Raw genomic sequence first — 16,959 nt, 5'->3', positions numbered from 1 at the left:
CATGTTAAAAGGTGGAATGGGCAATCTGCTGAAGCAAGCCCAGAAAATGCAAGAGCAAATGCAGAAGATGCAGGAAGAGCTGGCAAATGCAGAAACCACCGGTGAGTCGGGTGCTGGTCTGGTCAAAATCGTTATGACGGGGCGTCATGATGTCAAGCGCGTCACCATCGATGACAGCCTGATGTCTGAAGATAAAGAGATGCTGGAAGACCTGCTGGCTGCAGCGGTAAATGATGCTGTTCGCAAGATTGAAGCTGTTAACAAGGAAAAGATGGCCAGTGCAACTTCTGGCATGGGTCTGCCTCCTGGCTTCAAGATGCCCTTCTAATCATGCATTTCAGTCCACTCATTGATCAGTTGATGGACTCGTTGCGCTGTCTGCCCGGGGTTGGCCCCAAGACTGCGCAACGCATGGCCCTGCATTTGTTGGAAAGAGACCGGGTAGGTGCCGAACGGCTGGCCCAGGCGATGTTGAAGGCGGTGGAGCTGGTTGGGCACTGTGAAAAGTGCCGAAACTTAAGTGAGTCGCCCATTTGTCGGCTGTGTGAAAGCAGCCATCGCGATGAGTCCTTGCTCTGTGTGGTGGAAATGCCGGCGGACGTTCTTGCCATTGAGCAGACAGGCAGTTACCGAGGGCACTATTTTGTGCTGATGGGGCATTTGTCCCCTATCGAAGGTATTGGTCCAGAGCAGCTGGGTATTGCTCAGTTGCTGAGTCGGGTTCGTAACAGTGCCGTTGAAGAAATCATCATTGCTACCAATCCTACGGTGGAAGGAGAGGCGACGGCGCACTACATCGTTGAGCAGATGCGTGCACTGCCGGTCAAGGTATCCCGGATTGCCCACGGCGTGCCTTTGGGGGGCGAGCTGGAGTACGTGGATGGGGGTACGCTGGTTCACGCATTAAGCGGGCGACGCTCCCTGCGCTGAAGCCGTTGGCGTTAGCTATATCAATTGTTGTATCGGCGACTGTCTGGATTCAGCCACATGAATGAGTCATGGTCAGATCAATGTCGTTGACTAGCGGATTCTGAAAGAGAGGTAATCGGATGACCGAGGCCATCATGCCAGAGTATGAATGGGTTGCTGACAATGCGTCGCTGGCCCGCTGCTGTAAACGTTGGCTGAAGCGGCAGAGTCTGATGATTGATACTGAGTTTGAGCGCACTCAAACTTTTTATCCGCGCCCCGGTTTGATCCAGGTCTATGACGGCGAGCAGATAACGCTGATTGATCCGCTGCAGGTGACGGATATGGCACCACTGCGTGAGGTGCTGACTGATCCTGCCGTACTGAAGGTGGTGCACTCCGGCTCTGAGGATGTGGAGCTGTTTATTCATCGTCTGGCAATCACACCACAGCCTTTGTTTGACACGCAGATTGCTGCTGCTTATGCCGGTGTTGGTCAGGGTATGGGGTTTCAGCGACTGGTTGAAAGTCTGACGGGAACGGTGTTGTCCAAGGAGCAGACTCGCTCGGACTGGCTGCAGCGACCTCTGTCCGAAGCTCAATGTCACTATGCCAGTGAGGATGTGTTCTGGCTGCTACCGGTTTTTGAAGAGCTTTACGCCAAGCTGCAGGCGTTGGGGCGCCTTCGCTGGCTGCTGGATGATACCTCTGAACAGGTTGCCCAGATTGCCCGGGGAGTGGCTCCACAGGACTATTACGCCAAGGTGAAAATGGCCTGGCAGTTGAAGCCGCGTGAACTGGCTATCCTGCGTGATCTGTGTGACTGGCGAGAAGGTATTGCGCGGTCTCAGGACCTTTCGCGGAATATGGTGATGCCTGATCGCGTATTGTTTGAAGTTGCCAAGCGCAAACCCTTTAAATTCGAACAGTTGATGGTGATTGAAGGGGCTAGGGCTCACCTGGTCAAGCGCCACGGTAAAGTGGTGCTGGCGATCGTGGAGGCGGTTCGAGCATTGCCTGACGAAGCCTTGCCGCCTGCGTTGCCCAAGCCGTTATCCAAATCTGCCCAGCAGAGACTAAATACCATTCGTGGGCGTATTGACACCGTTGCTGAACCGTTGAATGTGCCTGTGGATATGCTGGCACGCAAGCGAGATCTTGAGGTACTGGCGCGTCGTCCTGAGCTGCTGGCACAGCCCGACAAATGGCCTGTGGGCCTGCAAGGCTGGCGTGGAGAGTTGTTGAGCGAGTGTTTGAGCTCGTTGCGTTTTAATGAGTAGAAAAAATGAAGCCTGTCCTCTGCAGTATTTATAAAAGCCCCAAGCGGGATGAAATGTACCTCTACGTGCTCAAGCAGGAGCAGTTTGCCAAAGTGCCAGAGTTGTTGCTGGAGCAGTTTGGCAAGCCTGTGCATGTGTTCGACATGCTGTTGAAGGCTGATCGTAAACTTGCTCGTGCAAAGGTCGAAGATGTGCTGGCGGCAATAGAGAGCCAGGGCTTCTTTTTGCAGATGCCCCCTCCCAAGGAGGCGTACATGCTGGATAGCTATCGAGCGCCGACAGAGGGTCGCTACTGATGTTGCGTGAGCGTTTCTGGGATCAGTATTCCCTCGAAGAGCTGAACCACGATGAGTGGGAAGCATTGTGCGATGGTTGTGGTAAGTGCTGTCTGCATAAGCTTGAAGATGAGGATACCGGCGAGATTTACCATACTCGGGTTGCCTGCAAGGAGCTTGACATCAAGTCTGGAGGTTGCATGCACTATGAAGAACGATTGTCACGTGTACCAGACTGCGTACAAATGACGCCGGAGCTTGTTCGCAGTGTCAACTGGCTGCACCCATCGTGTGCGTACCGACGGGTTGCGGAAAAAAGAGGGTTGCCCGACTGGCATCCTCTCATTAGTGGCAAAGCTGCAACTAGCAAGACTGGGCGCATTAAACTGAAGCGGCTGGCTATCAGTGAGAGAGTGGTGCCTGTGGATGCCGACTGGGAATTGTTGATTGTCGATATCACTGACTTGTGATTTTTCGCAATAATTTCTCGTTGGGTGCTTGAAACGCCTTGGGGCTTTGGGTAAATTCTTTCGCGCGTTCATCGACTGATTCAAACATCTTTTTCAAATTTAGATGCTGTTTGGTCGATGTGAAAACTGAATTAGCAATAGCTATATGCATCAAGAGTAGGGCTGACGTCCTCGCCAACCTGCCTAACCTGGGCAAGGTGGACTCCCGTAAGGGAGATGCGGCCAACTGGCAACCAAACAGGCCTTTCTCACGTCAGCTCTCATAAAACCATGGGAGCCTCAAATGCTAGATACCCCCACCACAGATTTCGACTCCTGCAGTAGCGACCTGAGTTCGTCTGTTTCAGCTCCCTTTACCTCTCCTCAATGGATTTTCCACCGCCAGCACAATTGTGCACTGCGAGTCTGGACCGCAGAAGGAAAGCGCAAGGATGCCTGGGGATTGGCATGGGCGACTACTTTCCTGTATGTCGAGTATTGTGCGGGTAAAAATCGCCACGCTTATCGTTGCTACGAGTTTCGTTTTGGTGTCTCAATTCAACAGTGGCTTGTGGATGTCTTTGAGCACCAGTTGTTCGCTGATCTTAATGTTGTTGAAACACAGTGCTGGCAGCAGGAAGAGTCTGAGTAAATCACAGACTCACAACAATCCAATGAAGTCAGATAATCATAAATCCCGGTAGCTTGAGCTTTTTTTCTGATGCCCTAGGCGCTGCTATTCATCTTTGCTATAAGTTAGCCAGAAGAAATGTCTGGTAACAGACTACTTTTATGATCACCTTTCTTATGGGATGGATATGTTAGTGGGGATGGATGTGCGCGCTATACGTACTTGTTGTTCCTGGCTTATTGCTGTTTGTCTGGCATTCTCTGTCGGAAGTGCAATAGCTGCCCCCTCGGATGTGCGGCTGCTGGTCGATGTGTCCGGCAGTATGAAGCAGAACGATCCGAGCAATCTGCGCGTACCTGCTGTACAGCTGTTGGCACAGCTGATTCCTTCAGGCAGTCAGGCTGGCTTCTGGACCTTTGGTAACCAGCCGTACACCTTAATGGCACACGGGATGGTCAGTGAGGCCTGGCGCAAGGCGGCGGTGCAGAGCGCTGATCGCATCACCAGTAGTGATCAATGGACGGATATTGCCGCCGCCTTGAAGCAGGCGGCCGCAGCCAAAACGCAAGGTAGCATTCCCCAGCATATTATTTTGCTGTCAGATGGTATGGTCGATCTTGATCAGGACAAAGCCAGGAATGCGGTATCTCGTAATGAAATTGTCGACTCTATTCTCCCGCAGCTGGCCAAAGCCGGCTTTCACGTGCACACCATTGCACTGTCTGATCAGGCAGATAAAGAGCTGCTGTCGTTGTTGGCCAAGCGTACCGGAGGTATGTTTGCCGAAGCGCGCAGTGCAGATGACCTTGCACGAATATTTGCACGTATCCTGGAAACGGCCGCACCTGCAGAACAGCTGCCTCTGGTAGGTAATACCTTTGATGTGGATCGGACCATTCAGGAGTTCACGCTGTTAGCGTTCAGGGTGCCCACATCACCGGCACTGACCCTGAGCACGCCTGACAAGAAAACCTACACCATGAGCCAGCATGACCCGAATGTGCGCTGGTATCACGACCAGGGGTACGACATCGTCACGGTGCGCAAGCCTGAGGAAGGAAAGTGGTCTCTGAAGGCAGATGTCGATCCACAAAATCGCGTCACCATCGTCAGTGATTTCAACCTGAACGTAGAGCCTTTGCCCGCATCTGCGTATCTGGGAGAGAAGCTTGATCTGAAGTTTTCGTTCCAGGAGAAAGGCAAGAATATCGTTATCCCTGCCTTTCACCAGATCATGGAAAACAGCCTGAGGGTGCTGTTCCCTGACTCGCAACTGCAAATCTACAAGATTGGTACCGAGTATCTGCAACTCCCGGAAGGCGTGTACGACAAGCCGCTGGATATGCTCACTCAGGCAGGGCAGTACGAGCTGAAAGTAGTGGTGGATGGCAAAACCTTCCGTCGACTGGTATCAATGCCGATCACCATTCACGCGCCACTGGAGTTGAAGGGTAAAGCTGATACTACTGATGGCAACGCGAAAATCGTGGTAGAGGCCAGACCTGATACAGATGCCCTCAAGCCGGAAGCCAGTCAGGTCAAAGTGATCATGACGGATAAGGACAACAAGCAGACCAGCGCCAACATGGTATGGATGCCGGAAGAGAAGCGCTGGGTCGCTGAACTGAAACCGGAACAGCAGGGTGATGTCACTATCAAGGCTGAGGTCAATGGCCAGCTTCAGGACGGAAAGGCTATCTCGTTCTCACCGCCGCCAGTCGAAGTGAATTTTACTGTTGAAAACGCGCCCAAGGTCGAAAAAGCCAACATCGAGACGCAGGTTGCTTCAGGCATGGCAATAGAGCAGCCCATGGTCTCATCACCATCTCCCGCCACTGCGGAAAAAGAAGTTTCTGATCCCAGTGGTGTGAAAATCACCAATGAGAAAGGGGAGGAGGTGAAAGCGCCGGAGCAGCCTCCAGAGCCTCCTGTAACGATAGAGGAGGAACAGGGAACCAACTGGATACTGATTGGCAGCATTATCGGCATTAACCTGTTCCTGATCGCAGGTGGCATATTGGTGTTCCGCGCGTTGATGAAACGCAAGAAAGCCAAAGATGCAGCAGAAGATCAGCAAGTTGTTTAACCTCCATTCCGGAGTTGGGTGCTAATGTGTGAATTGCTTGGCATGAGTGCCAATGTGCCAACCGATATCTGCTTCAGCTTTACCGGCTTGATGCAGCGTGGTGGGGGAACTGGCCCCCACCGTGATGGTTGGGGAATTGCGTTCTATGAAGGCAAAGGGTGTCGTACCTTCCATGACCCTGGTCCCAGCGTCAACTCGGAGATTGCGCGTCTGGTGCAGCGTCATCCGATCAAAAGCCATATTGTTATTAGTCACATTCGCCAGGCTAATGTAGGGCAGGTATGTCTGGAGAACACACACCCGTTCAGTCGTGAGCTATGGGGGCGACATTGGACCTATGCGCACAACGGTCAGCTGACGGCAGAGGTCTTCAGTTGGCCTGTCGACACCTACCAGCCTGTAGGCACTACTGACAGCGAACAGGCATTCTGCTGGTTGCTGGGGCAGATCAGGCGACAGTTTCCGCAGCCTCCGGCAGATGAAATGCAGCAGCAAAGACTGAATGATCTGATCAGGCAGTGCTGCGATCAGCTGCGAGGTCTTGGTGTGTTTAATATGATGCTGAGTGATGCAGAGCGTCTTTACGTATACTGCACGACCAAATTGCATTGGATCACCCGTCGCGCGCCTTTTGGTCAGGCGGTGCTCTCGGATGCTGATCTCAGTGTCGATTTTGGTACTGAGACCACTCCCAATGATGTGGTTACGATGATTGCGACGATGCCTCTGACCACTAATGAAGTCTGGCAACCTCTCCATGTTGGTGAGCTGCTGGTCTTTCGATTAGGGCTGATAGAGGCCCATCTGGGGCGCCAAGAGTAGTCTCAGTTACTAGCTTGATGACGGTGATGTAGGAGAGAGAAGAGCAGGAAGGTTCCTGCTCTTTTTGTTTATATCGGCTTTTTATTGCTGTGTTTTCTTATTGCTGTGTTTCCTGCTCACTGAACATACCGTCGAATAGGACGGACGACAGGTAGCGCTCGCCTGAGTCGGGAAGAATGACTACGAAGGTCTTGTCAGCAAATTCAGGTTGTTCGGCCAGCCGAATCGCAGCTGCCATTGCCGCACCACAGGAAATGCCAGCCAGGATGCCTTCTTCCTGCATCAGGCGGCGAGCCATGGCAATGGCTTCGTCATTAGTGACCTGCTCAACCCGGTCAACAACGTTCAGATCCAGATTCTTTGGTACAAAGCCAGCGCCAATGCCCTGAATCTTGTGAGGGGCGGGTTTGATTTCCTGGCCCTGCAATTGCTGTGTGATCACGGGGGAGTCCACTGGTTCTACGGCCACTGAAGTAATGGCCTTGTGCTGTTTGATAAAGCGGCTGGTACCGGAAATGGTGCCACCGGTACCTACACCTGCTACCAGCACGTCAATATTACCTTCCGTGTCGGCCCAGATTTCAGGCCCTGTGGTCTCTTCGTGAATCTTGGGGTTGGCAGGGTTTTCGAATTGCTGAAGCATCAGGCGCTTGCCAGGCTGCTCTTCCACAAGTTCGCGCGCTTTTTCTATAGCGCCTTTCATGCCTTTTGCAGGCTCAGTCAGTACCAGATTGGCGCCCAGTGCTTTGAGTACTTTACGACGCTCAAGGCTCATGGAGGCGGGCATGGTCAATGTAATGGCATAGCCACGGCTGGCAGCGACGAAGGCCAGTGCAATCCCGGTGTTGCCGCTGGTAGGTTCGACAAGCTCCATACCGGGTTTGAGGGCGCCGGATTTTTCTGCTTCCCAGACCATACTGGCTCCGATGCGGCACTTGACCGACCCAGCTGGGTTGCGACTCTCCAGCTTGGCATACACCTTGGCTTTGGTCAGGCGATTGATTTTGACTAGTGGGGTGTGGCCGATGGTGAGCGAATTGTCAGCATAGAGAGGCATAGTAAAAATCCTTCTGTCTTTATAACTAAACGCGATACGTTTTTGATGAGCTATGGCTGCATGAGTATATAGCGGCTATCCAGCCAGGTTGCAAATGAGTCATTCGGCAATTAGTTATCTGAGTCACCAGAAGCCGATCAGCCTCTCGATGTCCTGGTTATGACCGTTAGTCTAAGTGGGGATTGCGGTGTTTTTCGCTATGCTGGATGGAAAGTGAATGGGAGTTGTTTATGACGCGTTTTTCAGGCAGTGATCGTTATATCGCGCCATCAGATCTGCAGCTGGCAGTTAACGCTGCTGTTCGTTTACAGCGACCGCTGTTGGTCAAAGGGGAGCCGGGTACCGGGAAAACGCAGCTGGCGGAAGAGGTTGCCCGCAGTCTGGGCTTATCGCTGATCAGCTGGCATATCAAGTCAACTACCAAGGCTCAGCAGGGCTTATATGAATACGACGCAGTATCTCGCCTGCGTGACTCTCAGCTTGGTGATGAGCGCGTTCATGACATTGCTAATTACATTGTCAAAGGTAAGTTGTGGGAGGCTTTCACTGCGGATAGTCCGGTCGTTCTCCTGATTGATGAAATTGATAAGGCTGACATCGAATTTCCCAACGATCTGCTGTTGGAGCTGGACCGCATGGAGTTCTATGTGTACGAGACTAGGCAGACGGTAAAAGCAGTCCATCGACCGATTGTTATCATCACCAGTAACAATGAAAAGGAATTACCTGACGCATTTTTGCGGCGTTGTTTCTTCCACTACATCAACTTTCCTGAGCGCGAGACCCTCAAGCAGATACTGCATGTACACCATGGAGATATAGAGGCCGAGTTGGTTGAGCGGGCGCTGGACGTGTTCTTTGATATTCGCCAGCAAAACGGTATTCGCAAAAAGCCCAGCACTTCCGAGTTGATAGACTGGCTCAAGTTATTGATGGCCGATGAAATCAGTCGGGAAGCCCTGATCGAAAAACAGGAGGCGCAGGCGATCCCGCCCCTTGCCGGGGCGCTACTGAAAAACGAGCAGGACGTACACCTGCTGGAGCGCCTGGCATTCATGCATCGCCGGCAGAAGGGTTAAGACGTGCTGGTCGATTTTTTTACCGCCGTGCGTCAGGCGGGTGTCCCCTGTACGTTGCGTGAGTGGCTGGACTTAGTTGCAGCACTGGCCGCCGACGTGACCTTTGCCAGCATGGACGATTTCTACGTGCTCGCCAGAACGGTACTGGTCAAGGATGAAGCGCACTACGATCGCTTTGATCGGGCTTTCGCAGCTTACTTCAAGGGTATTGAAAGCGTTGAGCTTGACGTTGCGCAGCTTATTCCTCGTGAGTGGTTGCTCAACCAGTGGCAGCGCTGGCTGACTGAAGAAGAACGTCAGCAGTTACAGCAGCATGACAACCTGCAGGAGCTGATGGAGAAGTTGTATCAGCGCTTGCGCGAGCAGAAGGAACGGCATGCAGGTGGCAACAAATGGATCGGTACCGGGGGGACCTCTCCCTTTGGCGCTTATGGCGATCATCCTCAGGGTATTCGTATCGGCCAGGACGGCAATCGGCGTCATAGTGCAGTAAAGGTGTGGGATCAGCGCTTGTTCCGTGATCTGGATGGAGACGCCACGCTGGGTATCCGTCAGATCCAGATGGCACTGCGACGACTGCGCCAGTTTGCCCGGGATGGCGCGGCAGATGAGCTGGATCTGGAACATACCATCCGGGCGACCGCCCGTCAGGCGGGTAAGCTGGATCTGCAGATGCGTGCTGAACGCCACAATGCGGTAAAGGTGTTGTTGTTCTTCGATATCGGCGGGTCAATGGACCCTTATGTACAGCTCTGTGAAGAGCTGTTCTCAGCCTGCCGGACAGAGTTCAAGCATCTGGAGTATTTCTATTTTCATAACTGCATCTACGAGTCAGTGTGGAAAACTAACATGCGCCGACAGCACAATCGGACGGAGCTGGAAGGCATCTGGCGCACTTACGAGGCAGACTACAAAGTCATCATTATCGGTGATGGGTCCATGGCGCCCTGGGAAGTAACGCATCCTGGAGGCAGTGTCGAACATTTCAATCAGGAAGCTGGATCGGTCTGGCTGCAGCGCCTTAAGTCTCATTTCCGCAAGGTTGTGTGGTTAAACCCCATGGCAGAGCGCTATTGGGATTATACGGAATCGCTGGTGCTGATCCGGCAGTTGATGGAAGGGCATATGTATCCGCTCAGCCTGAGCGGTGTGGAAGAAGCGATACACCATCTGAGTCGCTGAGCTGGCTGCAGCAAGAAAAAATAAAGGCAGCGTTACGCTGCCTTAAGGTTCAGTCGTTGCATCGAAGGGGATGTCAGCAACGACCTTTTTTTGCTTGTCCTGGAGGGCAATGGGCAGGTCCGGGTACCACGATTACGCCAGGAGTGTATACCTCAGCCTGCACACCGGGAGTGCTGACTCTTGCAGCACATCCACTTAACGCCAGACCCATTGAAGCCCACACCAGTACAGAGATGACCAATCGCATTACTACTCCTTACATGCCACTTGCCTCGTATATTGTTGTGGCTTCAGGTGCGTTCTAGCAAGCAATGTGTATTTTATTTCAGCGTATTGTCAGTTTTTCTTGGGGTCGAGAGGGCGGGCAGGGCTCCACTTTGGATCAACTTTGTAGCCGTTGACTTCCCCAGGGCGCGTATCTCCTTTGTAGGTATACAGTGGCTGGCCCTTGTAAGCCCATTGCAGTGTCTCATCGGCACGCCAGAGCAGGCTGAAATGCTTGAAGCCCTGATCATTGGCTTCGGCGTGGTATGGCTCCCAGTGCTCCAGACAGTCTTTGTAGCACATGGTACGTCCCGGTTGGTCATCAGCAAAAACATACAATGTCATCTGATCCCGTGTTGCCAGCACTTTGCCCAGTTTGGTTTCGCGAAATTGCAAAGTGGCCGGAGGATTGGTGCTGTCAGCTACGGCTGATCCGGCAACCATCATCAGCAGGGATAGACATGTAAGCGTCTGCAGGCGCATTGGGAACCTCTCCTTTGTACGGTAAGTCACGGCATTTCGAGTAGCGCTAAGACTTGTTACCCGAATCCATACTGCACTGTCTAAAGCAGTGTAGAACAGAATCACGTATTTACCTGTTCAGCCCATAGTTCAGATAGCGAACGGATAGGCTGGCGCTACTTCGCGTTACTCTGCAATTAATGAACAGATGTTAATATCGCCGCAATCTATGAAAAAATACTTATAAATAAGTGTATTAGCGTTGTAATTGGTTAAATGGTTGCTTTTTGTAATTTTTTGAAAATAAGGTTGTGTGAGCCAGACGGATACATGCATTAACTGGGGATAGTGCTGGTCTGAATGGGAAGGGGGCATAGCAAGGGCTGCTAGTTTGCAAAGCGGAAGGAAAGGACTGGACGGATAACGGTACGCACGGGCATTCAATGGTGTGAATGCCCTTTGCATCACTTATAAATCAACCGGCTGAGCGTGCATCTGCCTTTTGCAGTACTTCACGCTTTTCATTATTGCTCATATCCCACCAGCGACTGATTTCATCCAGTGTCCGCCAGCAGCCAATACAGACGTTCTGGGCATTGAGTTCGCACACGCTGATGCAGGGGCTTTCCACATTTTTTGCTGGTGATGACGTCGACGTCATAAAGCAACCTTTTATCAATGACTGGGGAGTGGAGGCAGCTATCTCGCGATAGCTGCTTCTTCACTTTTTGGCGATCTTGCAACGTGTGCGCGACCTCATGAGCTGACACCTGACAGATGAAAACCAGGGAGGCTGAATTGACGAAAACGAGCCTCCCTAAGTCTCTTTTTCACGCCCCATGTCTGCGCGCAATCGGTCGTGAAAACGTACTTAGTGAATCTGCTGCAGCAGAATCTGCAATGGATGAGGTAACTGCTGATCATCCATTCGCTTTACCTGACTGCGGCAGGAGTAACCCGTTGCCGTCAGTTTTCCCCGGTTAGCCGGATCATTCACCACTTTTGCCCAGCTCTGGCCATAAATGGTTTTTGATGTATCCAGATTGGCTGTTTCATGGCCATAGGTGCCAGACATGCCACAGCAGCCCGTGTTGATAACCGCCAGTTCCTGACCCAGTGCAGCAAAGACCTTCTGCCAGGCACTGACGCTGGGTGCAGCATTGGTTTTTTCGGTGCAGTGAGCCAGCAGTTTGAAGCTTCCCTGACGCAGGCAATCTGCTTTTGACTGCAAGGTGGTGGCGTGCTCTGCCAGCCACTCCTGCAGCAGCTGAACCTGAGGAGCCTGTCCTGCTGCCAGATACTTCTTGTATTCGCTGCGATAGGTCAGGGTCATTGACGGATCAATGCCCACCAGAGGAATGCCGGTGGCTGCCAGGGTATTGAGCAGTTGTGCCTGACGCTCTGCCGTGCGCGTGAACTGCTTGAGAAAGCCATGTACATGCAGCGGCTTACCATTGGCCCGGAAAGGCGCCACCATGGGCTGGAAGCCCAGTCTGCTGAGCAGGGCCAGAATATCGGTGACGACCTGAGTATCGAAATAGGACGTGAAGGCATCCTGCACGATGATCACAGCATTGCTGCGCTGGTCTGCGGTCAGTGCCTGCAGGCTTTCCTGAGTGGCGAAGGGAACGCCCATGCTGGCCATGGCGCGATCCAGACGGATATCGCTGAGCTGTGGGCTGTCGACCATGCCTGCGTATTTCTGCAGTGCTTTGCGTGTCAGGCCGTTCCCCATCAGGCTGTTATACAGCCAGGGAGTGCGTGCCAGATAAGGGATGACGAACTCCAGGGTGCCGATAAAGTAGTCCTTCAACGGGCGCAGATAGCGGCCATAGTAAAGCTCGAGGAACTGGCTGCGCAGTTCGGGCACATTGACTTTGATGGGGCATTGTCCGGCGCAGGACTTACAGGCCAGACAGCCCACCATGGCTTCATGTACCTCATGGCTGAAGTCATATTCGCCACGCCGTTTTGCCAGCGTGTTTCTGACCTTGGGAATAAAGGTCTGAACCGCAGAACTCTGCCGCTGTTCTTTGGCCAGCTGTACCGGGTCGGCGTGTTCCTTCTGCATCAGTCGCAGCCACTCGCGGATCAGGGAGGAGCGGCCTTTAGGTGAATGGATGCGCTGCCGGGTACCCTTCCAGGACGGGCACATGGCGTCGTCCGGGTCGAAGTTGAAGCAGGCACCGTTACCGTTACAGTGCATGCCTTCTTCAAACTTGAGACGGCTGGCAACGGGAATGGTGCGATCAAACTGGCCTCGGGTCGGCACTTCATCAATTTTCAGCAGGGTTGCACCGTCTTTGGCGGGGGTAGCGATCTTGCCCGGATTCAGCTGGTTGTAGGGGTCAAAGGTACCTTTGAGCTCCTGCAGGTAGGCATAAAGGTCGCCGAAGAAGGCAGGGCCGTATTCAGAACGGACACCTTTGCCGTGCTCTCCCCAGATCAGACCCTTGTATTTCTGCGTCAGTGCCACGACGCCATCAGAGATGATGCGGACCAACGGCTCCTGCTCCGGATCTTTCATGTCGATAGCCGGGCGTACGTGCAATACACCGGCATCAACGTGACCGAACATGCCGTATTGCAGACCATGGCTGTCCAGCAGTGCCCGAAACTCAAGAATGTAGTCCGCCAGATTCTCTGGAGGCACTGCGGTGTCTTCGACAAAGGGAATGGGCCGACGCTCGCCCTGTGCGTTGCCCAGCAGGCCGACGGACTTCTTGCGCATTCCCCAGATCTGTTTGACGTTGTCGTTGCCCATGGCCACGGTATAACCGAGGCGGACTCCACCAGAAGCTTCCGCATCCAGCTGGGCGGTGAGGCGGTTTACCTCTTCTGCCAGTATGGCCTCATCGTCACCGGTGAACTCCACCAGATTGATACCCTGAATTGGTGTCTCGCTGGTCTGGGGGAACCACTGGGCCACGCTATGCCAGATGATGTCCTGCATCGCCAGATTGAGTACTTTGGAATCCACCGTCTCAATGGACGTCGGGTTGCCACGCATCAGGCCCTGAGCGTCCCGCAGCGCTGCGTTGAAGCTGCCATATTGCACATTGACCAGCGCAGAATACTTGGGGATGGGCAGCACATTGAGCTTGGCTTCAGTAATGAAGGCCAGGGTGCCTTCAGAGCCACACAGCAGGGCATTGAGATCAAAGCGCTGCTGTTCATCGCGGATATGCGCAAGGTCATAGCCGGTCAGGCAGCGGTTCAGTTTCGGGAAGGTCGCACTGATTTCTTCCTGACGGGTACGTTGAATGCTGTCTGCCAGACGGTGAATCTCACCGACGCGATCCTGTCTCTGCAGAATGGGCTCCAGCTGCTCCTGCGCCAGCGGGCTGGAGTGCCACAGCGTGCCGTCAAGCAGCACGCTGTGCAGCTCCAGTACGTGGTCACGGGTCTTACCGTAACGCACGGATCCCTGGCCACTGGCGTCAGTATTGATCATGCCGCCAATGGTGGCGCGGTTGCTGGTAGACAGTTCAGGGGCGAAGAACAGGCCGTAAGGCTTGAGTGCGGCATTGAGCTGATCCTTGACCACGCCCGCCTGCACCCGCACCCAGCGTTCTGCTGCATTGATCTCAATGATCTGGTTCATGTGCTTTGACACATCCACCAGCAGGCCGTCATTCAGGGACTGGCCATTGGTGCCGGTGCCACCGCCACGGGGTGACACCTTTACCTTGTGAAAGCGAGGCTGGTTGAGTAACTGGGCAATGCGTTGCAGGTCAGCGGTCGAGGCGGGGTAAAGCACGCCCTGTGGCATCACCTGATAGATGGAGTTATCCGTTGCCAGCACCGTGCGGTTGGCATAATCCGGGTTGACGTCGCCTTCAAAACCCTGAGCTTTCAGGGCATCCAGGAAGGCCAGATAGTCGCTTTGCAGCGGCGATACTTCGGCAAGACGGGGAATCATAGGGTGCTCACTTTCTCATCAGGGCCGACAGGCTGGCCTTGCTCAATCGGCTCAAAGCCGTAGAGCAATGCCGGGTTGTCGACTAAAACACGGTGTTGAAGGGCTGGGTTATCGGTCCACAGTCCCAGTAGATCAAGCAAATCGCCATCATTGGGCATGGCGCCGGGCAGGCAGGTATGAGGCCAGTCGCTGGCCCACAGTAAACGTTCAGGATTGGTCGCCAGCAGAGTTTCGGCCAGCGGGCGCACATCGATATAGGGCCAGCGATCAGCACTGATGCGCTCGGCTCCAGACAGTTTGACCCACAGCTGACCACGCTCCAGAAGGCGCAGCATGCTGACAAAGCCGGGATGCTGAGGGCCGAATTCCGGTGGCAGATGGCCCATATGATCAATGACTACCGGCACAGGCAGCCTGCCAAGGCTGGCTTCGATATCAGAGAACTCCGATACATCCAGCAGAATCTGCAGGTGCCAGCCCAGTGGGGCAACTTTGGCCGCCAGAGTGCGCACGTCCGACACGGCGACGCCGCTCTTGAACAGCAGGTTGATGCGCACACCACGTACGCCGAGTGCATGCATGCGCAGCAGCTCATTCATCGGTGTGTCAGGGTCAATCACGACCACGCCGCGGAAACGGTCACCGCCCTGTCGCAGGGTTTCCAGCGTGACGTGATTGTCTGTGCCATAGACGCTGGGTTGTACGACGACGGCGCGGGACAGGCCCAGTTTATCCATCACCCGCATATAGTCCTGCAGTGAAGAGGGCGGCGGTGTGTAGGAGCGATGAGGTGTAAAGGGGCGTTGCAACTCAGGCCAGAAGACATGCATGTGGCAGTCACAGGCGCCCAGTGGAATCGGTAATCGGGGGCGGCGAGGCCCGGCATCCGGGGCCGCGCAAAGCGGTGCGAAAGGTTCTGCCAGATTGCTCATGCGGGTCCGCTCCCACCCCTGCAGGCCGCGAATCCCGCAGCCTTCTGCACTGTCAAGCAGATAGCGCCAGTACTCACGGCGGGCCAGGTCCGGGTCACCAAGGCGAATGGCGGCAATAATCTGCTGCCAGTGGCGGATCAGGTCGGCACGGTGCTGACTCCACCAGACGGTCAGAAAGCCGTCGGCCAGTCGGTCGGCCCCATTAAGGTAGGCCAGGAAACCGCTGAGATATTCATTGCCGGAGGCCTCGGCAACACACTCCTGCATCTGCTGCTCAATCTGCAGTGGCTGCGGGTTGTCGGTAAGTCTCAGTAACAGCTGCTCAAGTCTTGTCAGTTGTTCACTCTGGCGGCGTCGTGCGGCCATGCTGGCGGCGGCCACTTCTACTTCTAGACGCAGTTCGAACAACTTGCGCAATGCCAGACGATCTCCCTCACTGGTAACGATGCGAAAGCTCTGGTGAGCAGAGGCTGAAAGTACAAACACGCCTGCGCCCTGACGGCTTTCTACCAGTCCGGATGATTTCAGTCTCGCCAGAGCCTCGCGCACTACATTGCGGCTGATGCCGTACCGTGCGCATAGCTGTGCCTCACTGGGCAGTTTGGTTCCCGCAGGATAGTCGCCAGCACGAATCTGGGCTTCCAGTGCTCCGGCCAGTTCATTGGAGAGAATGGTAGGTTTACGTAGCGTCAACAGGCACCTCAACAAGTTGTCAGCTTGTAGGACAAGTTGGGGATTTTACTAATTTCTGAGCGGAGGTGAAAGACACTGGGAATAACTTGAACAGGGGGTATTCAAGCTGGAAACCGGGAGCAGAAGTCTGCTGCGTTGAGCCTGGTTTCAAAAACCAGGCAACACAGAGCCAAAAGGTACGGGCAGATCAGGTTCTGGCGTACTTGATGAACATCACTTTCATCAGCACCAGCCCGCTGAAGACAATGACAGAAGCGATCCCTAACACGGGCCCCAGAATGGGTTCAGGGACAAGGCCAGCAAAAAGACAGAACAGACCGATCAGGAGCACCAGCGTGCCCAGCTGATGAATATAGAACTGCAGGTTGGCCATGCGAGCAGGAACATTCTGCAACCAGAGTTTGTGACAGACGCCGTAGATAAACGACACGACAAAGCCAAGCAGCATGATATGGGCATGTGTCACCAGCTGGCTGTGGTTTTTAGACGCAGCCATATAGATACCCAGAGCCAAACCGACTAACGCATAGCCCAAGCCTGCCATAACAAACTTTCTGTCCATTCTTAGTCTCCTGAAGTTCAGAATTACACCAGATATCAAATCGCCGTTATTCAAAGAGCAAAAGGCACCTGTAGGGATCATGCCGGTGCTCATTGTCGGCGCAGGCACAGGTTGCCGTTTAACAGGCTGTTGAAAAACGTTATCGAGGCAGCCGAGACAAGGAAATACCCCGAGGGCACAAGAAACAGGCGAAAAAGCGGAGTTTAGTGAACTAAATGAGCATTTGACTCGCTTTGCTCGCCCCTTCGGGGCCGTGCTCAAGCACGTTCAGCCTTCGGCTGTGAGCCTGTTTTTGACGCGGTATTCGGCAACGCAGATAGATTTTCAACGACCTGTTAAGGTGTAGCTCAATAA

The 16,959-nt window shown here is 53.8% G+C and carries 16 protein-coding genes and 1 riboswitch; of the genes, 10 read left to right on the top strand and 6 right to left on the bottom strand.

What is annotated here, in order from left to right:
* The first annotated feature begins 1 nt into the window (after position 1).
* From WH50_RS20460 to WH50_RS20430, 8 genes are all read left to right on the top strand, one after another.
* Positions 2–328 carry a YbaB/EbfC family nucleoid-associated protein gene (locus tag WH50_RS20460; RefSeq protein ID WP_104155129.1) on the top strand — a complete coding sequence of 109 codons (327 nt, stop codon included), beginning with the start codon at positions 2–4 and terminating at the stop codon, positions 326–328.
* A gap of 2 nt (positions 329–330) precedes the next feature.
* The gene (gene recR, locus WH50_RS20455; RefSeq protein WP_104155130.1) at positions 331–930 is read left to right on the top strand and encodes a recombination mediator RecR; all 600 of its coding nucleotides are present in this window, start codon (positions 331–333) and stop codon (positions 928–930) included.
* Positions 931–1,049: 119 nt separating this feature from the next.
* Positions 1,050–2,189 (top strand): ribonuclease D, encoded by a 1,140-nt coding sequence (gene rnd, locus WH50_RS20450; RefSeq protein ID WP_110189118.1) that lies wholly within the window; start codon positions 1,050–1,052, stop codon positions 2,187–2,189.
* 5 nt (positions 2,190–2,194) lie between these two features.
* The gene (locus tag WH50_RS20445; protein WP_104155132.1) at positions 2,195–2,485 is read left to right on the top strand and encodes a YcgL domain-containing protein; all 291 of its coding nucleotides are present in this window, start codon (positions 2,195–2,197) and stop codon (positions 2,483–2,485) included.
* Complete coding sequence (locus WH50_RS20440) at positions 2,485–2,934, top strand: YcgN family cysteine cluster protein (protein WP_110189117.1); 450 nt, start codon at positions 2,485–2,487, stop codon at positions 2,932–2,934. Before WH50_RS20445 ends, WH50_RS20440 begins: the two co-directional genes overlap by 1 nt.
* Before the next feature lie 142 nt (positions 2,935–3,076).
* Positions 3,077–3,181, top strand: a riboswitch (SAM-I-IV-variant riboswitch).
* A gap of 36 nt (positions 3,182–3,217) precedes the next feature.
* A complete protein-coding gene (locus WH50_RS26170; RefSeq protein WP_133251386.1) occupies positions 3,218–3,565 on the top strand; it encodes a hypothetical protein in 348 nt (115 codons plus the stop codon).
* A gap of 160 nt (positions 3,566–3,725) precedes the next feature.
* On the top strand, positions 3,726–5,630 hold the full coding sequence (locus WH50_RS20435) for a VWA domain-containing protein (protein ID WP_110189116.1): 1,905 nt from the start codon (positions 3,726–3,728) through the stop codon (positions 5,628–5,630).
* Between the two features lie 24 nt (positions 5,631–5,654).
* On the top strand, positions 5,655–6,452 hold the full coding sequence (locus WH50_RS20430; RefSeq protein WP_110189115.1) for a class II glutamine amidotransferase: 798 nt from the start codon (positions 5,655–5,657) through the stop codon (positions 6,450–6,452).
* Positions 6,453–6,549: 97 nt separating this feature from the next.
* On the opposite strand, the gene cysK is transcribed toward WH50_RS20430, so the two are convergent.
* Positions 6,550–7,509 carry a cysteine synthase A gene (cysK, locus tag WH50_RS20425; RefSeq protein WP_110189114.1) on the bottom strand — a complete coding sequence of 320 codons (960 nt, stop codon included), beginning with the start codon at positions 7,507–7,509 and terminating at the stop codon, positions 6,550–6,552.
* A gap of 230 nt (positions 7,510–7,739) precedes the next feature.
* Here cysK and WH50_RS20420 point away from each other — a divergent pair, with 230 nt between their 5' ends.
* On the top strand, positions 7,740–8,588 hold the full coding sequence (locus WH50_RS20420) for an AAA family ATPase (RefSeq protein ID WP_110189161.1): 849 nt from the start codon (positions 7,740–7,742) through the stop codon (positions 8,586–8,588).
* Positions 8,589–8,591: 3 nt separating this feature from the next.
* Positions 8,592–9,770, top strand: coding sequence for a vWA domain-containing protein (locus WH50_RS20415; protein WP_110189113.1), 1,179 nt, complete (start codon positions 8,592–8,594; stop codon positions 9,768–9,770).
* 336 nt (positions 9,771–10,106) lie between these two features.
* On the opposite strand, the gene WH50_RS20410 is transcribed toward WH50_RS20415, so the two are convergent.
* The 5 genes from WH50_RS20410 to WH50_RS20390 all read right to left on the bottom strand — a co-directional run bounded on the left by WH50_RS20410 (position 10,107) and on the right by WH50_RS20390 (position 16,605).
* Positions 10,107–10,517: a COG4315 family predicted lipoprotein gene (locus WH50_RS20410; protein WP_104155139.1), complete on the bottom strand. Its 411-nt coding sequence runs from the start codon at positions 10,515–10,517 to the stop codon at positions 10,107–10,109.
* 454 nt (positions 10,518–10,971) lie between these two features.
* Positions 10,972–11,157, bottom strand: coding sequence for a DUF1289 domain-containing protein (locus WH50_RS20405; protein WP_110189112.1), 186 nt, complete (start codon positions 11,155–11,157; stop codon positions 10,972–10,974).
* Positions 11,158–11,367: 210 nt separating this feature from the next.
* Positions 11,368–14,418 carry a D-2-hydroxyglutarate dehydrogenase YdiJ gene (gene ydiJ / locus WH50_RS20400; protein ID WP_110189111.1) on the bottom strand — a complete coding sequence of 1,017 codons (3,051 nt, stop codon included), beginning with the start codon at positions 14,416–14,418 and terminating at the stop codon, positions 11,368–11,370.
* Complete coding sequence (locus WH50_RS20395; protein WP_243410198.1) at positions 14,415–16,043, bottom strand: amidohydrolase family protein; 1,629 nt, start codon at positions 16,041–16,043, stop codon at positions 14,415–14,417. Before WH50_RS20395 ends, ydiJ begins: the two co-directional genes overlap by 4 nt.
* A 187-nt stretch (positions 16,044–16,230) precedes the next feature.
* On the bottom strand, positions 16,231–16,605 hold the full coding sequence (locus tag WH50_RS20390) for a TonB-dependent receptor (RefSeq protein ID WP_110189110.1): 375 nt from the start codon (positions 16,603–16,605) through the stop codon (positions 16,231–16,233).
* Positions 16,606–16,959: the final 354 nt, after the last annotated feature.

The sequence above is a fragment of the Pokkaliibacter plantistimulans genome, assembly GCF_003194385.1.
Classification (GTDB): domain Bacteria; phylum Pseudomonadota; class Gammaproteobacteria; order Pseudomonadales; family Balneatricaceae; genus Pokkaliibacter; species Pokkaliibacter plantistimulans.
This window is presented reverse-complemented; position numbering and strand designations above follow the sequence as displayed.

Bases quoted from the DNA above. Each gene is read 5' to 3' on its own strand.
- WH50_RS20460 (WP_104155129.1), top strand. From the start codon at position 2: ATGTTAAAAGGTGGAATGGGCAATCTGCTGAAGCAAGCCCAGAAAATG.
- recR (WP_104155130.1), top strand. From the start codon at position 331: ATGCATTTCAGTCCACTCATTGATCAGTTGATGGACTCGTTGCGCTGT.
- rnd (WP_110189118.1), top strand. From the start codon at position 1,050: ATGACCGAGGCCATCATGCCAGAGTATGAATGGGTTGCTGACAATGCG.
- WH50_RS20445 (WP_104155132.1), top strand. From the start codon at position 2,195: ATGAAGCCTGTCCTCTGCAGTATTTATAAAAGCCCCAAGCGGGATGAA.
- WH50_RS20440 (WP_110189117.1), top strand. From the start codon at position 2,485: ATGTTGCGTGAGCGTTTCTGGGATCAGTATTCCCTCGAAGAGCTGAAC.
- WH50_RS26170 (WP_133251386.1), top strand. From the start codon at position 3,218: ATGCTAGATACCCCCACCACAGATTTCGACTCCTGCAGTAGCGACCTG.
- WH50_RS20435 (WP_110189116.1), top strand. From the start codon at position 3,726: ATGGATATGTTAGTGGGGATGGATGTGCGCGCTATACGTACTTGTTGT.
- WH50_RS20430 (WP_110189115.1), top strand. From the start codon at position 5,655: ATGTGTGAATTGCTTGGCATGAGTGCCAATGTGCCAACCGATATCTGC.
- cysK (WP_110189114.1), bottom strand. From the start codon at position 7,509: ATGCCTCTCTATGCTGACAATTCGCTCACCATCGGCCACACCCCACTA.
- WH50_RS20420 (WP_110189161.1), top strand. From the start codon at position 7,740: ATGACGCGTTTTTCAGGCAGTGATCGTTATATCGCGCCATCAGATCTG.
- WH50_RS20410 (WP_104155139.1), bottom strand. From the start codon at position 10,517: ATGCGCCTGCAGACGCTTACATGTCTATCCCTGCTGATGATGGTTGCC.
- WH50_RS20405 (WP_110189112.1), bottom strand. From the start codon at position 11,157: ATGACGTCGACGTCATCACCAGCAAAAAATGTGGAAAGCCCCTGCATC.
- ydiJ (WP_110189111.1), bottom strand. From the start codon at position 14,418: ATGATTCCCCGTCTTGCCGAAGTATCGCCGCTGCAAAGCGACTATCTG.
- WH50_RS20390 (WP_110189110.1), bottom strand. From the start codon at position 16,605: ATGGACAGAAAGTTTGTTATGGCAGGCTTGGGCTATGCGTTAGTCGGT.